16 protein-coding genes are annotated in these 16,638 nt (G+C 47.2%); 13 read left to right on the top strand and 3 right to left on the bottom strand.

Annotation, left to right across the window (positions count from 1 at the left end; all coding sequences use genetic code 11):
• Nucleotide 1: 1 nt before the first annotated feature.
• The 3 genes from carB to pyrE are packed head-to-tail and all read left to right on the top strand — an operon-like array spanning nt 2 to nt 4,566.
• Nucleotides 2–3,238 (top strand): carbamoyl-phosphate synthase large subunit, encoded by a 3,237-nt coding sequence (carB, locus tag B6K08_RS08155; RefSeq protein ID WP_080325894.1) that lies wholly within the window; start codon nt 2–4, stop codon nt 3,236–3,238.
• A 9-nt stretch (nt 3,239–3,247) separates the two neighbouring features.
• Nucleotides 3,248–3,964 carry an orotidine-5'-phosphate decarboxylase gene (pyrF, locus tag B6K08_RS08160; protein WP_039209807.1) on the top strand — a complete coding sequence of 239 codons (717 nt, stop codon included), beginning with the start codon at nt 3,248–3,250 and terminating at the stop codon, nt 3,962–3,964.
• The gene (gene pyrE / locus B6K08_RS08165; protein WP_039209805.1) at nt 3,964–4,566 is read left to right on the top strand and encodes an orotate phosphoribosyltransferase; all 603 of its coding nucleotides are present in this window, start codon (nt 3,964–3,966) and stop codon (nt 4,564–4,566) included. Before pyrF ends, pyrE begins: the two co-directional genes overlap by 1 nt.
• An 85-nt stretch (nt 4,567–4,651) precedes the next feature.
• Here the strand turns inward: pyrE and B6K08_RS08170 are convergent, their stop codons facing one another.
• The 3 genes from B6K08_RS08170 to B6K08_RS08180 all read right to left on the bottom strand — a co-directional run bounded on the left by B6K08_RS08170 (nt 4,652) and on the right by B6K08_RS08180 (nt 8,122).
• Nucleotides 4,652–6,037, bottom strand: a complete 1,386-nt coding sequence (locus tag B6K08_RS08170; RefSeq protein WP_039209801.1) for a recombinase family protein — start codon at nt 6,035–6,037, stop codon at nt 4,652–4,654.
• 132 nt (nt 6,038–6,169) lie between these two features.
• Nucleotides 6,170–6,844, bottom strand: a complete 675-nt coding sequence (locus B6K08_RS08175) for an NYN domain-containing protein (protein ID WP_039209797.1) — start codon at nt 6,842–6,844, stop codon at nt 6,170–6,172.
• Nucleotides 6,845–7,285: 441 nt separating this feature from the next.
• On the bottom strand, nt 7,286–8,122 hold the full coding sequence (locus B6K08_RS08180) for a helix-turn-helix transcriptional regulator (protein ID WP_080325895.1): 837 nt from the start codon (nt 8,120–8,122) through the stop codon (nt 7,286–7,288).
• A gap of 205 nt (nt 8,123–8,327) precedes the next feature.
• Between B6K08_RS08180 and B6K08_RS08185 the strand changes: the two genes are divergently transcribed.
• The 10 genes from B6K08_RS08185 (at nt 8,328) to B6K08_RS08220 (ending at nt 16,462) form a co-directional block, all read left to right on the top strand.
• Nucleotides 8,328–8,549 carry a hypothetical protein gene (locus tag B6K08_RS08185; protein WP_052212324.1) on the top strand — a complete coding sequence of 74 codons (222 nt, stop codon included), beginning with the start codon at nt 8,328–8,330 and terminating at the stop codon, nt 8,547–8,549.
• Between the two features lie 24 nt (nt 8,550–8,573).
• The gene (locus B6K08_RS13765) at nt 8,574–8,735 is read left to right on the top strand and encodes a hypothetical protein (protein ID WP_159446737.1); all 162 of its coding nucleotides are present in this window, start codon (nt 8,574–8,576) and stop codon (nt 8,733–8,735) included.
• Nucleotides 8,736–8,922: 187 nt separating this feature from the next.
• Nucleotides 8,923–9,090, top strand: coding sequence for a hypothetical protein (locus B6K08_RS13770; protein ID WP_159446738.1), 168 nt, complete (start codon nt 8,923–8,925; stop codon nt 9,088–9,090).
• 12 nt (nt 9,091–9,102) lie between these two features.
• Nucleotides 9,103–9,588 carry a class I SAM-dependent methyltransferase gene (locus B6K08_RS08195; protein WP_039209787.1) on the top strand — a complete coding sequence of 162 codons (486 nt, stop codon included), beginning with the start codon at nt 9,103–9,105 and terminating at the stop codon, nt 9,586–9,588.
• Nucleotides 9,588–9,752 carry a hypothetical protein gene (locus B6K08_RS13775; RefSeq protein WP_159446739.1) on the top strand — a complete coding sequence of 55 codons (165 nt, stop codon included), beginning with the start codon at nt 9,588–9,590 and terminating at the stop codon, nt 9,750–9,752. The genes B6K08_RS08195 and B6K08_RS13775 overlap by 1 nt, the downstream gene beginning before the upstream one ends.
• Nucleotides 9,753–9,818: 66 nt before the next feature.
• Nucleotides 9,819–10,247 carry a hypothetical protein gene (locus B6K08_RS08200; protein ID WP_039209784.1) on the top strand — a complete coding sequence of 143 codons (429 nt, stop codon included), beginning with the start codon at nt 9,819–9,821 and terminating at the stop codon, nt 10,245–10,247.
• Nucleotides 10,240–11,388 carry a DUF2800 domain-containing protein gene (locus B6K08_RS08205; RefSeq protein ID WP_039209780.1) on the top strand — a complete coding sequence of 383 codons (1,149 nt, stop codon included), beginning with the start codon at nt 10,240–10,242 and terminating at the stop codon, nt 11,386–11,388. The genes B6K08_RS08200 and B6K08_RS08205 overlap by 8 nt, the downstream gene beginning before the upstream one ends.
• A gap of 20 nt (nt 11,389–11,408) precedes the next feature.
• Nucleotides 11,409–11,948 carry a DUF2815 family protein gene (locus B6K08_RS08210; RefSeq protein ID WP_039209777.1) on the top strand — a complete coding sequence of 180 codons (540 nt, stop codon included), beginning with the start codon at nt 11,409–11,411 and terminating at the stop codon, nt 11,946–11,948.
• A 12-nt stretch (nt 11,949–11,960) separates the two neighbouring features.
• The gene (locus B6K08_RS08215; protein WP_039209774.1) at nt 11,961–13,925 is read left to right on the top strand and encodes a DNA polymerase; all 1,965 of its coding nucleotides are present in this window, start codon (nt 11,961–11,963) and stop codon (nt 13,923–13,925) included.
• A 77-nt stretch (nt 13,926–14,002) separates the two neighbouring features.
• The gene (locus B6K08_RS08220) at nt 14,003–16,462 is read left to right on the top strand and encodes a virulence-associated E family protein (protein ID WP_152605369.1); all 2,460 of its coding nucleotides are present in this window, start codon (nt 14,003–14,005) and stop codon (nt 16,460–16,462) included.
• Nucleotides 16,463–16,638: the final 176 nt, after the last annotated feature.

Consider the following 16,638-nt stretch of genomic DNA (forward strand, 5'->3'; position numbering starts at 1 on the left):
AGTGCCAAAGAAGGAAAATTTAAAGAAGGTTATCGTTATTGGTTCCGGCCCGATTATTATCGGCCAGGCGGCTGAGTTTGACTACGCAGGCTCCCAGGCTTGTCGAGCCCTTAAAGAGGAAGGCTTGGAGGTTGTATTGGTAAACAGCAATCCAGCCACCATTATGACAGATAAACACATGGCTGACCGCGTATATATTGAGCCATTAACTGTAGAGTTTATGGAGCATATTATCAGCAAGGAAAAGCCGGATGGACTTTTGGCTACATTGGGAGGCCAGGCTGGTCTGAATCTTGCTGTACAGCTTTCTGAACAGGGCATTTTGGAAAAGTACAATGTGGAGCTTTTGGGCACTTCCCTAAAGGCCATTGAACAGGCAGAGGACAGAGAGCTGTTTAAGGAAACCATGAACAAGCTGGGTGAGCCGATTCCTGAGTCCACCATTGTTGAGGACGTGGAGTCTGCCGTACAGTTTGCCAACGAAATCGGCTATCCTCTTATCGTTCGTCCTGCCTATACCATGGGTGGCACTGGCGGCGGTATTGCTGACAATGAGGAAGAGCTGGTGGACATCGTCATAAAGGGACTTAAGTATTCCATGATTGGTCAGGTTCTCATTGAGCGTAGTGTGGCCGGCTGGAAGGAAATTGAGTACGAGGTAATGCGTGACGGCAACGACAACTGTATTACCATCTGTAATATGGAAAACTTTGATCCTGTAGGTGTTCATACTGGTGATTCCATTGTTGTGGCACCATCCCAGACCCTTACAGACCATGAATATCAGATGCTGAGAAGCGCCAGCATTCGCATTATCCGCGAGCTGGGTATCGAGGGCGGCTGTAATGCCCAGTATGCTCTGGATCCTAATTCCAACCAATATTATGTAATAGAGGTAAATCCTCGTGTAAGCCGTTCTTCAGCATTGGCTTCCAAAGCAACTGGTTACCCCATTGCCAAGGTTTCTGCCAAGATTGCTATTGGCTACAGTTTGGATGAGATTACTAATGCCGTAACCCAAAAGACCAAGGCATGCTTTGAGCCAGCCCTTGACTACTGCGTGGTTAAGTTCCCACGCTGGCCTTTTGATAAGTTCGTATATGCGGACAAGACACTGGGAACCCAGATGAAGGCTACTGGAGAGGTTATGTCCATTGACAGAAACTTTGAGGGAGCTATCTTAAAGGCAGTCCGTTCCCTGGAAATCGGTGTACACCGTCTTCACATGGAGGATATGGATGCCTGGGATGATGAAAAGGTTATTAAAGCCTTGTCCAAGTGCAATGATGAGCGCCTCTTTGTAATAGCCGAGGCCATGCGCCGTGGCATTGTTGATGTGGATGGGATTCATAGCATTACTAAAATAGATAAATGGTTCCTGCGGAAAATCAAGAAGATTACCGATCTGGAGCTCAGAATTCAGAATGAGCAGATTACTCCTAGTCTTATGCTGGCTGCCAAGGACGTTGGACTGGCTGACCGCTCCATTGCCGAATTGGCCGGAAAGACCACTGATGAAATTCGTACTCTGAGAAAGACTATGAACATTCTGCCATGCTACAAGATGGTAGATACCTGTGCTGCTGAGTTTGAGGCTGCAACTCCATACTATTATTCCACCTTCCACGCCCAGGAGGATGAGGTGGATACCTCAAGTAAGCGTCGCAAGGTTCTGGTGTTGGGCTCTGGCCCAATCCGCATCGGTCAGGGTGTGGAATTCGATTATTGCTCTGTACATTCAGTATGGGCCCTGCGTCAGATGGGCATAGAGGCCATTATTGTCAACAATAACCCTGAAACCGTATCCACTGACTTTGATATTTCCGACAGACTTTACTTTGAGCCACTTACTTCTGAGGATGTTCTTAACATTATTGACAAGGAAAAGCCAGAGGGGGTTATCGTTCAGTTTGGCGGGCAGACGGCCATTAATTTGGCTGAGGACCTCAGCAAGGCCGGGGTTAAAATCTTCGGTACTTCTGTAAATGATATTGACCGGGCAGAGGACAGAGAGCGCTTTGATGAGGTGCTCACTCAGACCGGTATTCCTAGACCACAGGGCATCAGCGTAACCAATTTGGAGGATGCCATCAAGGGCGCAGCTGAAATCGGCTATCCTGTAATGGTTCGTCCTTCCTATGTATTGGGCGGACGTGCTATGGAAATCGTGTATAACGAGGAAGAGCTTATTGACTACATGGGCCGTGCAGTAAAGGTGACTCCGGAGCATCCGGTTCTGGTGGACCGCTATATGCAGGGCACTGAGGTTGAAGTGGATGCCATTTCCGATGGTGTGGATGTAATAATCCCGGGCATTATGGAGCATATCGAGCGGGCTGGTGTTCATTCTGGTGACTCCATTGCGGTGTACCCGCCACAGACTCTGCCACAAAAGGTAAAATATACCATTGTGGATTACACTAAGCGTCTGGCAGTAGGCCTCCATGTAAAGGGTCTTATGAATATCCAGTATGTAGTGGCCAATGATGAGGTTTTCGTAATTGAAGTAAATCCACGTTCCTCCCGTACAGTACCATTCCTCAGCAAGGTAACGGATGTACAGATGGTGGATATTGCCACCCAGATTGCCATGGGATCCACCATTAAGGAGCTGGGCTTCAAGCCAGGTCTGGTAAGCCCTAAGCATTATGTGGCTGTAAAGGCACCAGTATTCTCCTTCAATAAGATGGCCGATGTGGACATTTCCCTTGGCCCGGAGATGAAGTCCACTGGTGAGGTTATGGGTATAGACTATCATTATAACCGTGCGCTGTATAAGGCCATGACTGGTGCGGGCATGAATATTCCAGTAAATGGAACCATTCTGTTCACTGTGGCCAACAAGGATAAGGACGAAATGAAGCAACTGGCCAAGGCCTTCTCTGAGCTTGGCTTTAAGCTGGTGGCTACTGCCGGCAGTGCCAAGGCCATTAAGTCTATGGGCATTGATGTTGAGGTAGTGGGCAAGATGCATGAACGCAGCGTGGACATTATCCAGCAGATCAAGAAGGGCCGTATTCACATGGTAATCAACACCATGACCCAGAATCAGGGCAAGAGCGTAGTACACGATGGTTTTAAGATTCGTCGTGCTACGGTGGAGCATGCTATTCCATGTCTCACTTCACTGGATACCGCCTGGGAGGTACTGAATGTACTGGAGTTCATGCGGGAGCGCCGCCTTGTATATAGCCTCGCTATTCAAGACTATGTTGGTGGAGGTTATGATTTAGCTTAAGGAGGAAAAATGGCAGATAATCGTTTGATTGTAGCCCTTGATTTTCATAAATTTGAGGATGTGGAGAAGCTGGTGGATACTCTTGGTGACAGTGTCAGCTACTACAAGGTAGGCATGGAGCTTTTCTACAGCGAGGGAGCCAAGGTCATTTCTTACCTTAAAGAGAAGGGCAAGAATATCTTTTTGGACCTGAAGCTCCACGATATTCCAAACACTGTGGCTGAGGGACTTTGCTCTCTCATGGTACAGGGGGCGGATATTATGAATGTTCATGCCTCCGGCGGTTTTACCATGATGAAGACAGCGGCAGAAAGAGTTCACAAAAAGGCTGAGGAAATGGGGATTCCATGCCCCAAGCTGATTGCTGTGACCATACTGACCAGCATTAATCAGGAGGATTGGCAGGGCCTTGGTATGCAGTGTGAGATTCGCAAGCAGGTGGTTCGTCTGGCCAAGCTCACCAAGGAAGCTGGCCTTGATGGAGTGGTGGCTTCTCCTCAGGAAGCCGCAGCAATTCGTGAGGCCTGTGGCCCGGATTTTCTCATTATCACTCCTGGGGTGCGCCCATCGGGAGCCAGCATTGACGACCAGAGCCGAATTGCAACTCCCGAAGCAGCACTGAAAAATGGTGCTACCCATCTGGTGGTTGGCCGTCCTATTCGGGCAGCTCAGGATCCAAAGGAAGCTGCAGAAGCTATAATTAAAGAAATGGAGAGTGTAAAATAATGGCAGAATTAAAAGCTCTTACAGAAAAAGAAGTAGAGGATATGCTTCTGGAAACCGGTGCAATTATGGAAGGGCATTTCCTTTTGACCTCCGGCCTTCACAGTCCGCGCTATGTGGAGAAGTTCAACGTACTTCAGAAGCCTGAATACACAGAAAAGCTGTGTCAGGCCATGGCAGCTAAGTTTGTTGATGCCAATATTGAGACAGTGGTGGGCCCTGTAACTGGCGGTATTCTGCTGGCTCACGAAACTGGCAAGGCACTGGGCACCAGAGCTATATTCACCGAGCGTGAAAACGGCAAGATGACCTTCCGTCGTGGCTTTACTCTCCATGAAGGTGAGCGTGTTCTCATCGTTGAGGATATTGTTACCACTGGCGGTTCCATTCGTGAGGTTATCGATGTGGTTAAGGAGCATGGCGGTATTCCAGTGGCTGTGAGCATGCTGGTAGACCGCAGCGGTGGCAGGGCAACCTTTGGTGATGTGCCAAGCACTGCATTGCTTCATATGGATGTGCAGACCTATGAACCAGATAACTGCCCACTTTGCAAGCAGGGTGTGCCAATGACCAAGAGAGGGCGTACTGGAAAGACAGAGGGATAAGTTTTTAAATTTAGCAAAACAGCCACCTGGCGGGTTATAGAAAACCTGTCATGTGGCTGTTTTTCTTTATTTGAATAAATATGCATCACATAAATTCTACCTGGAAATCCGTATACCTTTTTCCCTTGTCCTCCGGGCGGCGGTCAATGCGTATGCGCTTTATGACGGACTGCCAGAGTTCCCGCTGCTGTTCCCGCGGCATTTCACTGTAGGTCTTTTCAAAATCGGTATCAGAGAGAATGCTGTCCATGGCGGGCGGCAGGCGGACCTGTTTCTTTGAGGCAATGGCCAGCTTTGCCAGTTCGTCCTGGAGCTTCCGGTAGTCTGCCTTGTAGGTGTCTTTGTCAATGAGCTCATCCAGATACAGGTCCTTCAGCCTGGCCAGCTTGTTGTTTATGGTCTTCATCTTGGACCGGTAATCCATAGATTTAGGCTGTGAGCTCCTGAGGTGCGCCTCATAGTCTTTTAATAACGGGAAGATATTTGCTATCAGCCATCTTTCAATAACACGCTCAGAGACGCCTCCGCCAAACTGACAGCCTCCTGCTATGGTAGGCTTGCCCGTGGTGTACTTCTTGCCACACAAATAGATAGGGCGGGAATATTTTCCTGTCTTCTTCGATCTGCCGCAGTTGACCACAAGGATGCTGCCGCAGGACGGGCAGATAATCTTGCCATTAAACAGATATACCAGCCCCGTTCTTGACGGCTGATTATTCCGGCTGAGTATCTTCTGTACCTTATCAAATTCTTCCGGAGGGATAATAGCCGGACAGAAATCGGGAATACCGTACCGTTCGCCTTTATAGGTAGGGTTGCGGACTATCCTCCATATTCTCCTTGCATCAATAGCAAAATGGAACTCCTGCCATATCTTGGTAGCAATGGAGTGGGTAGAGGATCCGGCCAGAAGCTGGGCAAAAGCAAACTCCACTATAGGCCGTTCTTCCTCAATGATAACCAGCTTCTTATTAACAGATTTGTAGGCAAATGGGTGCTTGCCAGTACATTCTTCCTTGCGGCGTTTCTTGCCCTCGTTGATATACTTTATGCGGTCACTGGTCTGGTCGGACTCATTCTGGGCAATGGACAGCTTCAGGTTAAGCATAAGCCGCCCATTGGTCGTGGTGGTGTTATAGTCTTCCTGGGTGCATTCCCATTCAACACCATACTCGTCCAGCACCTCCTGCACCTTGTAATAGTCCCGGACATTCCGGAACCATCTGTCCAGACACTTCAGCAGGATAACATCAATATGGCCCGCCCGGACATCGTCCAGGAGCCTCTGGAGTTCTTTTCTTTTGCTGATGGCCTTGCGGGCGGTATTGCCCTCATCAGCGTAAACATCCACTACAGCATAGTGGTGGGCTGCAGCATACTGCTCCAGATCATGGCGCTGCTCTCCCAGGGAGAAGCCGTGCTTGGCCTGTTCATCCGTAGACACACGGATATAAAGTGCTGCTTTTTTCATAATAAAAACACCTCTTTCATTGTATGGCAATCAGCCCCAAGAGGTGTTATAATCATACTGGGTAGTGTGATTGGCCCTCTCGGGGTTAATTGCATCCAGGCCGTTCCTGTTGGCGCAGGGGCGGCCTTTTTTTTATTTTTGTACTTCTTCAGTCTTGCTATGTTTCCAAGGAGTTTCTAATCCATCGATATGCTCAAATAAGTCCTCTTTTATATCTGCTCCCATAGGGTCAAGTATAAAGTCGATTCCCTCACGCCTTGCGAGTTTTGCAGCAGGTACAAAGTCACTGTCGCCTGCGATAAGTATTATCTGATCAACCTGATGTTTGTATGCAAGGGAAGCTATATCAATACCTATCCGCATATCAACACCTTTCTGCTTGGCATGGAATTCAAAATCGTTTTCTGTCAAGCTATCAAGGGTGCGTTTGTTGTTCAATAAATCTTTTGTTACTAATGGTTTCAGGTTATAATTTGGCCTTTCAGCCAGAACACCCAGACGAATTGCAAATTTACGCCTCTTTTTCATTTCCTCGATAAATGCCAGTGTCCAAGTATAAGTATCGGATTTATCAAGTTCAACATTTTGTTTTGTTAAAGGGTGATAAACACTGCGTTTGGAAGGCTCACAATCGTAGTAAAAAATCCGGTAAAGCTGTCTGGCGTTTGGCCCATCTTTCTTTTTTATGTGCGCCATACAATAGGCGCCAAGCTCTTTCGCCCGTTCTTCAGCAGTTTTCGTTCCCCACTGATATCTGGCACGTTTGCGGTAAAATCCGCCATCAACAAGTATTGCGGTTTTAATCATGTTCGTTACTCCTTAAAAATAAAAGAGGCCCAGGGATTCTGCTACTCCCGTATCATCGGAGAGCGTACTACCAAGGGCCTGTTAAGCTATTTACATGACCTAATTGTATATACAACTAGGTACTATAATAATAATACATTTAAAAAGGCCCTATGTCAATAATTACTTTCCATACCGCGTCATCCTGGGCGGCTTTTTTATTTGTTTATCTATTCATTTATCTAATCAGTGACAAGTTAAATGAAAAGTTAAATAACAAGTCAAATCTAAAATCAACAACTCAAATGCGTTTGAGATTCGTTTGAAATGCGTTTGATTTAAGAGAATTAAATCAAGATTCCAACAAGATTTCCAACAAGCTAAATAGCATAAAGCCTTATATATCAATGGTTTGCTAACTTGATGGTAACTTTCTTAAATGCGTGCGAAATGCGTTTGAGATTATTCCCTACCACCGAAAATTTTAAAATATATTCTTACAGCTATATCTAATTTTTCTTCGTCAGGTTTATCCTGATTTTCTTTTAACTTGCGATTCAGTTCATTAATTAAATCCTTAGAACCATATTGCTGGATAACTAGAATGTATTCATCTAAGCATGCTTCTAAATCACCCGGACGGTTTTCATTCCAAAACCAGACCCCTTTTGGATTCCCGTAAATTCTTTCTACAGCAAAATCCAAATCAAATTTATATGATCTCCTGGCTGGTGTACCCTCAACTACATACATGCCTTTTTCTACTATATCTTTAAGTTCCGGATATTTCATCGAACCTTCTTTCATCGCATCGGCCCGTTCTGCTTTTTTAAAGGATTCATAGGCTTCTACATCTCCATTAAAAACTTCCGGGATATATTCATCGTAAAGGTCATATTTTACCATGAATTCTAAAATAGTCGTGCTGAAATAATCACATATTTTCCCTAAAAGAAATTCACTGACTTCCTCATCTCCCTGCTCATATTTCAAAATAATGAGTTCAGGTATTTTAGTTTCTTCTGAAAGTTCTTTAGAAGAAATATTCATAGAATCGCGCTCTTCTTTTATACAAGGTCCAATATCAAGATTGATGGTATCATTACCAACTAAATAATCTAAAGTACAGTCCAGAACGCTTGCGATTTTCTGGGCTTTTGTTATGTCCAATTTTGAGGTTTTTCCGTTTAGAAAATCGGTAAAGGCTGAAGGTGACATCTCTATTTTCTCAGCCAACTTTTTCTTATTATAGCCTTTAATCGCCATAGCGATATCAACTGCTTCATTTAGTGGTAGCATTACCAACACCCCCGGTAAATCTTTTTCTTGATTATACCATCATAACGAAAAACCGTAAATATTTTACAGATAAAAATCGAAAAAATCGGAAAATAGTATTGACAGTATCGGAAAATCGAAATACAATACAGATATCGAAACGGAAAACAGAAAAATTATAGTTTATCTGTTACGAAAAACACAAAAGAATGGAGGAAATCGAATAATGTTCCCAAATTTAAAAGCCGAAATGGCCCGTTACGGTTTTACAAATGCTCAAGTCTCGGCAGCTGTAGGAAGACCTTCGACTTGGTTAGACAACAGGCTAAGAGGGAAAGCAACTTTATCAATCCAGGAAGCTATTATTATCCATGATAAGTTCTTTCCTGAGCTTGACTTTGATTATCTGTATGCCGGAGAGCCTCTTAATGCGACTAAAAATTTATAAGGTTAGGGAAGGGAGGCCAACAAAATGAAACAAATTCACAGGGACGGCCTGGATGCGACACTACCTAGTATTACCGGTTTTAACCCAGTGAACTTTATCGAGCTACTACTGAAGCTGGCTGGTCGCGCCAACGGTCAGACAGTGGAGGTAACTGTTAAGAAGAAAGGGGAGGCAAAGCCGGCATGAAAAAAACGTGTAAAGGTTGCTATGCAGCAGTAACAGGGGGGCATCCGATGTGTGGTGACCCATACGGATGTGATTTTAAATTCAAAACGGATGGAAAGGGACACCCTCTGGAAGAATGCCCTAAACCTAAATCTTGGAGGCAATACGCCATACAGAGGAAGCAATATGTCATAGGGAGAGAAAAAGCATGAAGAGAAATACAATCACAATGCCAAGATGCCATTTTGCAATGATTCGTCATGCGGCTTTAAATTGGGTACTCTTCGTAAAAATCATAAAAATCTGGGTTATTACACCGATAGTAGTGATTCTTGTCATGCTGCTTTGCGGCTGGTGTGACGGCCAGGGGAGGTGAAGTGTTGGCATAATGGATAACCAGAAACCAATTTTAGACCCATGTTGCGGAAGTAAAATGTTTTGGTTCGACAAAAATAATCCTTTAGTTACTTTCTGTGATAACCGAGAAGTGGAAAAACATGAATATTACCCTAACTGTTACCTGGAAATAAAACCCGATATTTTGTGTGACTTTAGGCATTTACCATTCGCCGATGAAACTTTCTGGCACATTGTTTTCGACCCACCGCATTTAAAGTGGGCGGGTAAAAAATCAATTATGAGAGAGAAATATGGGGCGTTGGATGCGACCTGGCCAGAACTGATTCATGAAGGGTTTAACGAGTGCTGGCGTGTTTTAAAAACAAACGGTACTTTGATTTTCAAATGGAGTAGCATACAAATTCCTTTATCTGAACTTCTAAAACACATTGACAAAAAACCATTGTATGGACATAGAAGTGGGAAAGGTATGAACACTCATTGGTTAGCATTCTTTAAAGGGGAGGGGAAATAATGAAAACTGCTGGGGACCTTTTAAAGGAAATCCATCAGAACGAAAACCAGCTGCCATTCTTCACAAGGAAAGGATGGATGTTGCTGGTGGTAGCTCTCTTAGCGATTGGCGGAATCATAGGAGCTACCATGCATTTCACAATAATCTCGCCATTCTTAAAATAAAAAAGGCCCGCATAGCGGACCAATGTGTGACTAATTAATTCTAACACGATTTACGGAGGTATGTAAATGGAAATAAATGTGAATGTCCGCATCAGCGCAGACGAAGGACTTACTCAGATTCTTACTGACATTGCAGCCGTTCTGGCCTGCAGAGAAATAAAGAAGGTTAATCCACCAGCTACAACTGTAGCCAAGCCATCTGACAAGGTGGTGGAGCTGCCAAAGCCTGAAGCAAAAAAGGAATCCAAGGCAGAAGCAAAAGCAGAAGCCAAGGCTCCGGAACATAATCCGGATGACATTCTGGATAAGAAGCTGCTGCCAAAGATCCGTGAGACAGTTGGCGCCTACTGCAAAAAGGTAGGTGCCGAAGAGGGCAAGGCTGCAGTAAAGAAGTGGCTGGAGGACAATGGTTTTGACGGCCTCAGCAAGCTCACCTATGCAGGGGCTGATTCTTTTGTAGCTTTTTTGGAAAAGGAGGCAACTACTGATGCCTGAGATTCATGCAATACTATCTGCCTCGGCTTCCCACCGTTGGCTGGAGTGTACTCCTTCCGCAAGACTGGAGGCAGATCTGCCTGATAAGACCAGCGAGTATGCAGAGGAAGGCACCAAGGCCCATGCTCTGGCCGAGAAACGCCTTAATAAGTATCTTGCAGGGAAAAACCTTAAGACCAAGCCTAAGGACGTTGACGGCGAAATGTGGGAAGCCACAGGGCAGTACGTAGATATCTGTATTGAAAAAATCAATGAAGCAAAGAGTGCTTCCCCGGATGCTGAAGTACACGTTGAGGAACGGCTTGATTTTTCGCCGTGGGTTCCGGAAGGATTTGGCACCGGAGATATGGTGCTGGTGTCCGATGCCTACATTGAGGTAATTGATTTAAAGTACGGCAAGGGTGTCAAGGTATCTGCCGAGAACAACAGCCAGATGATGCTCTACGCTCTGGGGCTCTATAACTCTTACGGCCTTCTGTATGGGGCCGAAAAGGTTCGGATGACTATTGTTCAGCCAAGAATAGACAATCTGTCCACCGCTGAAATAAGTGTGAAGGACCTTCTCGCATGGGGCGAAAGCATCAAGCCTGTTGCCCAGAAAGCCTTTAAGGGTGAAGGTGAACGGTGCGCCGGGGAGCACTGTAAATTCTGCAAGGGCAAAGCCACCTGCCGGAAGCTGGCAGAGTGGGAACTGGAGAAGGTACAGGAAGACCTGGAGCCTGATGACCTTACTGATATTGATGTAGTGGATATCCTGCTGCGTGCTGACTCCATTAAGAAATGGCTGACAGCCCTTGAGGAATATGCCCTTGATAAAGCAATTAATGATGGTATTGAGTGGCCAGGCATGAAGGTGGTAGAGGGCAGGAGCAACCGTAAGATTTCAGATCCGGATGCTGCCAGATCCATTCTTGCCCAGGAGGGCTATTCGGAAGATGACTTCCTCAAACCTCGGGAGCTCAAGACCATAACCGACCTTGAAAAACTCATGGGCAAGAAGCAGTTTGCCCAGGTTATGAAGGATATTATTGTAAAGCCTCAGGACAAACCTACCCTGGTTGCCAACAGTGACAAGCGGGAACCAATGAAGCTGGAGACCGCCGGCGCTGATGATTTGGATGATAGTTTATTAAATGATTAATTTTTAGGAGGAATTTATCTATGTCTACAAAGTTTACTACCGGTTTAGTTCGTCTGTCTTATCCACACCTTTTCAAGCCTGCTGAGACCCTTAACGGGGATATGAAGTTCAGTGCTTCCTTTATTATTCCCAAGAACTCCAAGACCGCCAAGCGGGCCCAGGAGGTTGTTGACAAGATGATGAAGGACTCTGAGGTTAAGCAGGTTCTCGGCAAGACCAAGATTAAGTATGAGCTGCTTCGGGACGGCGACGAGAAGGAAGACCCTGCCTATGAGAACAGCTTCTTCATTAACGCCAAGAGCAATGAGGACCACAAGCCAAAGCTCTACACCAAGGACCGTGAAGAAATTGTTGACCCTAATGAATTGTACGCCGGCTGCTATGTACAGGCCGTGCTCAGCTTCTACCCTTACAACAAGAATGGAAACTCCGGTATTGGTGCTTCCCTTCTGGCTGTACGCTTCATCAAGGACGGTGAGCCACTGACCGGTGGTACTGTGACCGATGATGACTGGGATGACGACCTTCTTGAAGGTGACGGCCTGGACGACCTCATGTAAGAGGGCACGGCTATGCGTACACTTTACATTGATATTGAGACGTATAGCGATAAAGACATAAAGTGTGGAGTCCACAAGTACGTGGGCTCCAATAATTTTGAAATCTTATTGTTCGCATACGCCTTTGATAATGAAGAACCAACGGTCATTGATTTGACCAAATATAAAACCCTGCCATGGGTAGTAGTGGATGCGCTGGAAAGCCCTGATGTATTAAAGACAGCTTTCAATGCCAATTTTGAGCTGACCTGTCTGGCCAAAGCGTTCCCTAATATAAAGCTGGATGACAGCCAGTGGGAATGTGACAGTATTCTTTCTCTCTACCATAGCTATCCGCCTGGGTTGGGTGTAGTAGCTCAGTGCCTCGGACTGGAAGAGGATAAGCAGAAAGACATAAGAGGTAAGACACTCATAAAGTATTTCTGCGTACCTTGTAAGCCGACCAAGAAGAATGGCGGCAGAACAAGAAACCTTCCGGAACATGACCCTGAAGGTTGGGAAGTTTTTAAGGAATATAATGCCCAGGACGTTGTGGCAGAACGTGCCATCCGTGAAGCCCTGCTGTGGCTGAAACCCACCGAAGCAGAACATGAACTGTGGTTGGTAGACAGAGCCATCAACAGCCGGGGCATAGCAATTGATAAAGCCCTTGTCAAAAATGCCATCAAGCTGAATGAGGAATACTCAGAGGAGCTTACTGAGAGAGCTCAGAAGCTCACTGCACTGGATAACCCTAACTCTATTGCCCAGCTCAAGGAATGGTTCAAAATGAACGGGCACCCGGTCAGCTCACTGACCAAGGACGTTGTTGATGAAATGCTCCAGGATGAAAATATTCATCCGGTACTGAAAGAGGTATTGAATATCCGGCAGAAGCTGGGCAAGACCTCCGTAAAGAAATACGAGGCAATGAAAAGCAGTATCTGCAAGGACGGCAAGGTTCGTGATTTGTTTCAATTCTATGGTGCCAGCCGTACCGGAAGATGGGCTGGGCGCAATATCCAGCTGCAGAACCTTACCAAGAATTATCTCGATGACCTTGATACCGCAAGGGACACGGTAAAGAGTGGAGACCTTGCCTGGACTGAGATGCTGTACGGCAATGTCACTGACCTTCTCAGCCAGCTGGTCCGCACTTCCTTTATACCAAGTCTCGGCAACAAGTTTATCGTTGCTGACTTCAGTGCTATTGAGGCCCGTGTAATTGCCTGGCTGGCAAATGAGAAGTGGCGCATGGATGCCTTTGCCAATGGTGAGGATATCTACTGTGCTTCTGCTTCCCAGATGTTTGGGGTTCCCGTGGTAAAGCATGGCATTAACGGGGAACTCCGGCAGCGGGGCAAGGTAGCTGAACTGGCACTTGGCTATGGCGGTGGAGTTCAGGCAATGAAGGCCATGGGCGGCGACAAGCTGGACATGACCGATGAGGAGCTGCAGGAAATCGTCAACAAGTGGCGGGCTGCCTCTCCGAAAATCCCGGCACTCTGGCGGGCCATTGAGTTTGCTGCCATGAGGACCATCAAGTATGGCGGCACCCATTATGTAATTCGGGAACACAATATTTTCTTTGATAAGCACGACAATGATCTGATACTGCATCTGCCTAATGGCCGGTGCCTGGTATACCTCAACGCCGGTATCGGAGAGAACCGTTTCGGTAATGAGTCCATTGAGTATGACGGTCTGGTGCAGACCACACACAAGATGGGGCGGCTGGAAACCTATGGCGGAAAGCTGACAGAGAACCTTGTCCAGGCTGTTGCAAGGGACTGCCTCGGGGCGGCCATGGTCAGACTGGAGAAGGCCGGATACAAGATTGTTGGTCATGTTCATGATGAGGTTATCTGCGATGTGCCGGACAACGGGCAGTACACTCTGTCCGAGGCTGTCCGGATCATGTCCGAAAACACCGATTGGAATCAGGGCTTGCTGCTTAATGCGGATGGCTTTGAATCCTACTACTATATGAAGGATTAGGTGGTATTTTGGAAGGGTTAAAATTTCGGGTGGCCACGGCCGCCAGCAGGACACAGAAGGTATGGAAAAATATCTCGATGTCCTGGAAAGATATCATCAATAAAATAGAAAATCCAATACGCACAAACGAGACCGTTGCCGAATACCGGGCCATGTCAAAGGCCGACAGGGATATAAAGAAGGACGTCGGCGGCTTTGTTGGTGGATATCTCAAGGACGGTATCCGCAAGAAGGGGCATTTGGAAGCCCGCCAGCTGGTCTGCCTTGATGCGGATAATATCCCCAGCGGGGTGGATTTCCCTGGGATAGTGAAGGAAAAGATGAAGCTCATGGGCACTTATGCTCTTTACTCAACACACAGCCATACGCCGGGCAAGCCACGGTTCCGGCTGGTTATCCCGTTGATGCGTGAGGTAACAGCAGAAGAGTATGAGCCTTTGGCCAGATTTATTGCCAATGATATCGGCATTGATATGTTCGACCCGACCACTTATCAGGATATACGCCTTATGTACTGGCCTTCTGTATCAAGTGACGGTGAATATATCAGCGACCATGCTGAGCCACTGAAGGCCGACGGCTCAGGACTTCATCTTTACAGCCCTGATGTCCGCTTTACTTGCAACCCCAACTGGCAGGACGCCACCACTTGGCCTACTGCCAGCACGGAAGCAGCCGCCCACAAGAAGGTTGCCAAGAAGCTGGGTGATCCGAGGGAAAAGCCGGGCCTTATCGGTCTTTTTTGCCAGGCTTACACAGTGGAGGAAGCCATGGAAACCTTCCTGCCCGAGGTCTACACCAGGGTAGATGGCTGTGAGAATCGCTGGACATTTGCCGGAGGCTCTACCACGGGCGGCGTTATCGTCTATGACGAAGGGCTGCACGTTTACAGCCACCATGCTACTGACCCTATCTCCGGGCAGGACGTAAATGCTTTCGACCTGGTGCGCCTGAACCTCTTTGGCATTAAGGATGAGGACACGGAGCCGACGGTGCCCGTCAACAAGCGGCCGTCCTACGTGGCCATGACGGACCTCTGCCAGAAGGACAAGCGGGTACAGGCGCTTAGAAATAAGGAAATCGCTGACCAGATGCGCGATGACCTTCTGGAGGAAGGAGAGGAACTGGACCTTGACTGGATGAGCAAGCTGGAACGCATGAAGAACACCGGCAAGATTGTCAGCAATGCCAAGAACCTTCTCCTTATTATGGCCAATGATCCGAGACTCAAGGACCGTATCGGCCTTGAACTCTTTGCCAGTCGGATTGCCGTACTGGGTGACCTGCCTTGGCGCAGGCACACAAAAGAGGGTGCAGCGGATATATGGACCGATGCCGACGACAGCCAGCTCCGGAACTTTATCAGCACCAGCTACGAGGGCCTTACGGGCAAGCAGGTTATTGATGATGCTTTTACTGAGGTTACTCAGAAGAACGCTTTCCACCCGGTCCGCGACTGGCTGGAAAGCCTTGCATGGGACGGTGTGCCAAGAGTGCGCCGGCTGTTAATTGATTATCTGGGGGCGGATGACACGGCCTACACCGAGGAAATTACGGAGAAATTCTTCAAGGCCGCGGTGGCCAGGGTGTACCGCCCTGGAACCAAGTTTGACTTCTGCCTGACTATCTCCGGGCCCCAGGGTATTGGCAAGTCCACCCTGCTGGCCCTTATGGGCGGGCGGTGGTTCAACGATACCGTTACTTCCATTCACGGCAAGGATGCCATGGAGCAGCTGCAGGGCTACTGGCTTGTGGAGCTGGGCGAAATGCAGGCTGCCACCAAGGCTGAGAACAATGAGCTCAAGGCCTTTATCAGCCGGCAGAACGACAAGTACAGGGCACCTTATGGCCGTCGGACGGAGGAGCACCCAAGGCAGTGCGTGTTCGCTGCAACTACCAACGAGAGGATATTTCTGAAGGACCGTACTGGCGGGCGGCGTTTCTGGATCGTGATGTGCTCAGGCAATGGCCAGAAGAACATTACGGAGTTTACCAAAGAAGAAGCTGCGCAGTGCTGGGCGGAGGTCTTGGAACTTTACAGGAAGGACAAGAAGCTGCTGCCTAGCAAGGAGGTACTGGATACAGCCAAGGAGCTGCAGGAGGCCCATACTGAAGGCGCGGAGAAGCTGGGGCTTATTCAGAACTACCTTGATACGGATCTGCCGGACGGCTGGGACAATATGCCGCTTAATGAACGTCAGGCATGGCTGGAAGGTGACCACTCGATTAATGGTCCGGGAATTAACCGGCGGGAGCGGGTATGTGCCATGGAGATCTGGTGTGAGTGTTTCGGGAATCTGCCAAAGAACCTCAAGAACATTGACGCCAGGGAAATCAATAACATGATGCAGCTGCTTCCGGAGTGGAAACCACATGAAAGTAAAGGCGGTTTACTGAGATTCAAGCTGTATGGAAGACAAAGAGCTTACATCAGAAAGTCCACAGATGAAACACAAAATAGTGTCAACAAAGGTGTCAACAATTATGAATTAAGTGTCAACAATTCTGAAACTGTTGACATCGAAGATTTAATGTAAGTGTCAACAGTGTCAACAAAAAAATGGTAATTGTTGACACCAATTGTTGACACCTTGAACCGCAGATTACTTGAATTTTGGTTAGGGTGTCAACAATGTCAACAGATATTCATTTAAAAATACAAAATAGGTTATTTAGATGCGCACACACGCGCGCGTATACGCGCGTAACCCCT

It is taken from the genome of Anaerovibrio lipolyticus DSM 3074, assembly GCF_900141865.1.
Taxonomy (GTDB): domain Bacteria; phylum Bacillota; class Negativicutes; order Selenomonadales; family Selenomonadaceae; genus Anaerovibrio; species Anaerovibrio lipolyticus.